Genomic DNA, 3,301 nt, shown 5'->3' with positions numbered 1-3,301 from the left:
ACCCGGCGTGACCTAGCAGATGCCCCCGCCCTGACCGGCGGGGGTTTTCTTTTGCGAAGAGAACCGAATGACTGCACACACCCACACGCTGCGCGAGCGGACGCGAGAGCTTGCCGCCGCTGCTGGCATCACCATCACCCGCCGCCCAAGCGGTGCGTTCCACCTGCACGGCGGGGGCGTTGACCTGCTGGTGCGCGACCTGGCCGATGCCGGGCTGGAATCCAGTCTTAGGCAGCTACGCGAGGCGCAGCGCAATGAACGCTACGGCCAACGGGAACGCGGGCAAGGGGACCACACATGACAGAGAACATTGGCACCGCAAGTATCAGCTTGTCGGTGGACACGACCGACATGCAGGTGGCGCTGGACCGCGCCAAGCGCAGCATGTCCGGCATGAGCGCGGCGGCGCAAGCCGAGTATGAAAAGCTCACCAAAACCGAACGGCGACGCGTAGACGCGCTGAAGCGGCAGGCCGACATGCTCGGGCTGAATCGTCAGCAGGTGCTGGCTTACAACGTAGCCACCCGGACGAGCGGGTCGGTTCAGCAGGAGCTGCTGGCGCGGATCAATCAGACCAATACCGGGTTGGCGACGGGCGGTAAGCAGCTCGACCGCTACGGCGTGAGCGCGAAGCAGACGGCGGCGGCGATGCGCGGCGTTCCGGCGCAGCTGACTGACATCTTCACGTCTCTGGCGTCGGGCCAGAACCCGATGACCGTGGCGCTGCAGCAGGGCGGCCAGCTGAAAGACATGTTCGGCGGCATCGCGCCGGCCGCGCGTGCCTTGGGGGCGTCCATCGCAGGCATGGTCAGCCCGTTGACCATCACGGCGGCGTCTGTCGGCGGCTTGGCGGTGGCCTTGCATTCGGCCGAGCAACGCATGGTCGAGTTCCAGAAGGCACTCACCGCGACGGGCCACTATGCCGGCTTGACGGCTGAGCAGTTGGCCGAGCTGGCGGACGAGATGGACGAGCTGGAGGGCGTGACCGCCGGCAGCGCGTCGGAGGCGTTGGCCAAGGTGGCAGCGACCGGGCGATTCACCGGCGAGCAGTTGCTGGCGGTGGCGCAGGCGGCCGAGCAGATGAGGATTGCCACCGGGGCGTCACTGGATGAGACGATCGGCAAGTTCCGCGAGATCGGGAAAGACCCGGTTGAGGCGCTGCGCAAGCTCAACGAGGCCGAGCACTTCCTGACCGGCGAGCAAATCGAGCGAATCCGGGTATTGCAGGAGGAAGGTCGCGAGCAGGACGCCGTGACCGAGGCGGTCAGGCTGTACGCCAACGTCATTGACGACCGCTCCGGCGAGATTGTCGAGAACCTGGGGCTGGTGGAGGGGGCTTGGCACTGGATCAAGGAAGCGACCGGCGAAGTCATTGATGAGTTCGTCACCGGCATGGGGCGAGCGGACCGGGAGGCCAAGAAATACCTCAACACGCTCAACGGCTTCTTTGATCGCTTGCGTCGGATCGGCGGCAGCGGGCCGGGGTTCGCCTACAGCCTGCAGAACCTCTTTAACCCGCCACCCGGCAGCGCGCCCAGCGCCGTGGCGGCTCCCGTGCCGCTGGCGGACTTCAGCGAGGTTTCGAGCGATGCCGAAACGACCGCCGGCCAGCGGGAACGGCGGACAAGCAACCGCGCCCAACTGACCGAGGAGCAACGCGCGGCCGAGCGGCTGGCGAGTGCGTATGAGTCGCTCAACGGGCAACTGCACCGTCAGATCGAGCTGTACGGCGACACCGGGCAGGCGGCGCGGGTGGCCTACGAAATCCAGCACGGATCACTGCAGGGGCTGTCAGAGGATCTTCAATCCGTGCTGATGGAGCAGGCGCAATGGGCCGACTGGCAGAAGGAGATGGGGGAGGTGTTCGACGTGATCGAGCAAACCTCCGGGCAGCATTTCCGCGCGATGGCAGAGGAGGCCGGCAAGTCCTACGGCCAGATGAGCGAGTTCGCCAAGCAGGCCGCCGGGAACATGCAGGACACCTTGGCCGACTTCCTCTTTGACCCGTTCAAGGATGGCATCGACGGGATGGTGGAGGGCTTTGCCAACGCGCTGCGTCGGATGGCAGCGGAGGCGGCGGCATCGGCGATCTTCAAGGGCATTGGCGAGTATGCCGGCGCGCAAGGAGGCGGCGGATTCTGGGGGATGATCGCCGACATGTTCACCGGCGGAGGGTCGGTGAAGGGATACGCCAAGGGCGGCGTGTTCGACAACCTGCAACCGGTGAGCGCATTTGAGGGCAGCGCCATCGGTTCCCCGGTGGTTATGAAGATGGATCGGACAACTTTGGGGGTGATGGTGTGAGCATCTTTGCGATTTGGGCCAGCGAGCGCGATGCGCTGGTCATGGTGGATACGGACGCGGTAGCGGTGGGCGAGGACCGCGCGCCAGAGCGTGGATGCAAGCTGATCCCCCTGCCGGCGGCCAATACCGTCGTGGTGTATCGGGGGATATCGACGCATTTTGCGTTTGCGCTTACGCACTTCCTGACCAGCACGCGACCGCATGGCAGCTTTGATGACCTGGTGGCGTTGGTGCCGGCGATCTTCGACGAACTGCCCGAGGCGTTCGATGCACCGGTCCTAGGCTACGGGGATGCCGAGCTTGAGCTGGCCCTGGTCGGTTGGTCGGACAAGTTGCAGGCGATGGCGTCGGCGATCTTCCGCTATACCCACGGCGAAGCGCCCCAGATCGGCGAGCCGATGGTCGGCATGTGCGCGATGGTCCCGCTCCCTGACGACCGGGCACGGTGGGCATCGGTGCTGCCGGATGATCCGGCCGCATACCGCGCGCACCTGCGGGCTGTAGCGCAGGAGATGGTTGCGTATGGCCGGGCCAGTGACGAGGGCCGCACGATGGGCTTCGGCGGCAGCATGATCGTGGCCGCCGTTGCCCGCGACGGCTGCCGAGTCGGGGACTACGGTCCCATCGATTGACCCGGTGCGTGGTGGCGTAGCCAACGCTCCACGCCACGCTTGGCCGCTTCCACGGATCGGGAGCGGCCCCGGACGACCTGCCACGCCATACGGGCATCAATCCACACGTCGGCGCCGGCATCGCTGGGGATGACCGAGGCAATGACCCGGCCGCCCCGCACAAGCTCCCAACGCCCCGCCTGATTGCGCCACTGATCCGCCATCGGGACAGGGTAGGGACGGGCCGGCGCACGGCCCGAGACTGCCGGATTTTGCAGACATTTTGCAGACACAAAAAAACCGGCGCTAGGCCGGTTTTCGTGTAACTGCTTGAATCTATTGGTCGGGGAGACAGGATTTGAACCTGCGACTTCTACGTCCCGAAC

The 3,301-nt window shown here is 65.8% G+C and carries 3 protein-coding genes; all 3 read left to right on the top strand.

The features are described 5' to 3' along the window. The first annotated feature begins 67 nt into the window (after nucleotides 1–67). Genes N799_RS15535 through N799_RS13945 form a run of 3 tightly spaced genes read left to right on the top strand, consistent with a single transcriptional unit; the run spans nucleotide 68 to nucleotide 2,936 of the window. Entirely contained in the window at nucleotides 68–301 is a 234-nt protein-coding gene (locus tag N799_RS15535) for a hypothetical protein (protein WP_152597988.1), read from the top strand. Then, nucleotides 298–2,304: a phage tail length tape measure family protein gene (locus N799_RS14515; protein WP_052101586.1), complete on the top strand. Its 2,007-nt coding sequence runs from the start codon at nucleotides 298–300 to the stop codon at nucleotides 2,302–2,304. Before N799_RS15535 ends, N799_RS14515 begins: the two co-directional genes overlap by 4 nt. Beyond that, nucleotides 2,301–2,936, top strand: a complete 636-nt coding sequence (locus N799_RS13945) for a hypothetical protein (protein WP_036213900.1) — start codon at nucleotides 2,301–2,303, stop codon at nucleotides 2,934–2,936. Before N799_RS14515 ends, N799_RS13945 begins: the two co-directional genes overlap by 4 nt. The last annotated feature ends 365 nt before the right edge of the window (nucleotides 2,937–3,301 follow it).

This window comes from Lysobacter arseniciresistens ZS79, assembly GCF_000768335.1.
Taxonomy (GTDB): Bacteria; Pseudomonadota; Gammaproteobacteria; order Xanthomonadales; family Xanthomonadaceae; genus Novilysobacter; species Novilysobacter arseniciresistens.
This window is presented reverse-complemented; position numbering and strand designations above follow the sequence as displayed.

Bases quoted from the DNA above. Each gene is read 5' to 3' on its own strand.
- N799_RS15535 (WP_152597988.1), top strand. From the start codon at position 68: ATGACTGCACACACCCACACGCTGCGCGAGCGGACGCGAGAGCTTGCC.
- N799_RS14515 (WP_052101586.1), top strand. From the start codon at position 298: ATGACAGAGAACATTGGCACCGCAAGTATCAGCTTGTCGGTGGACACG.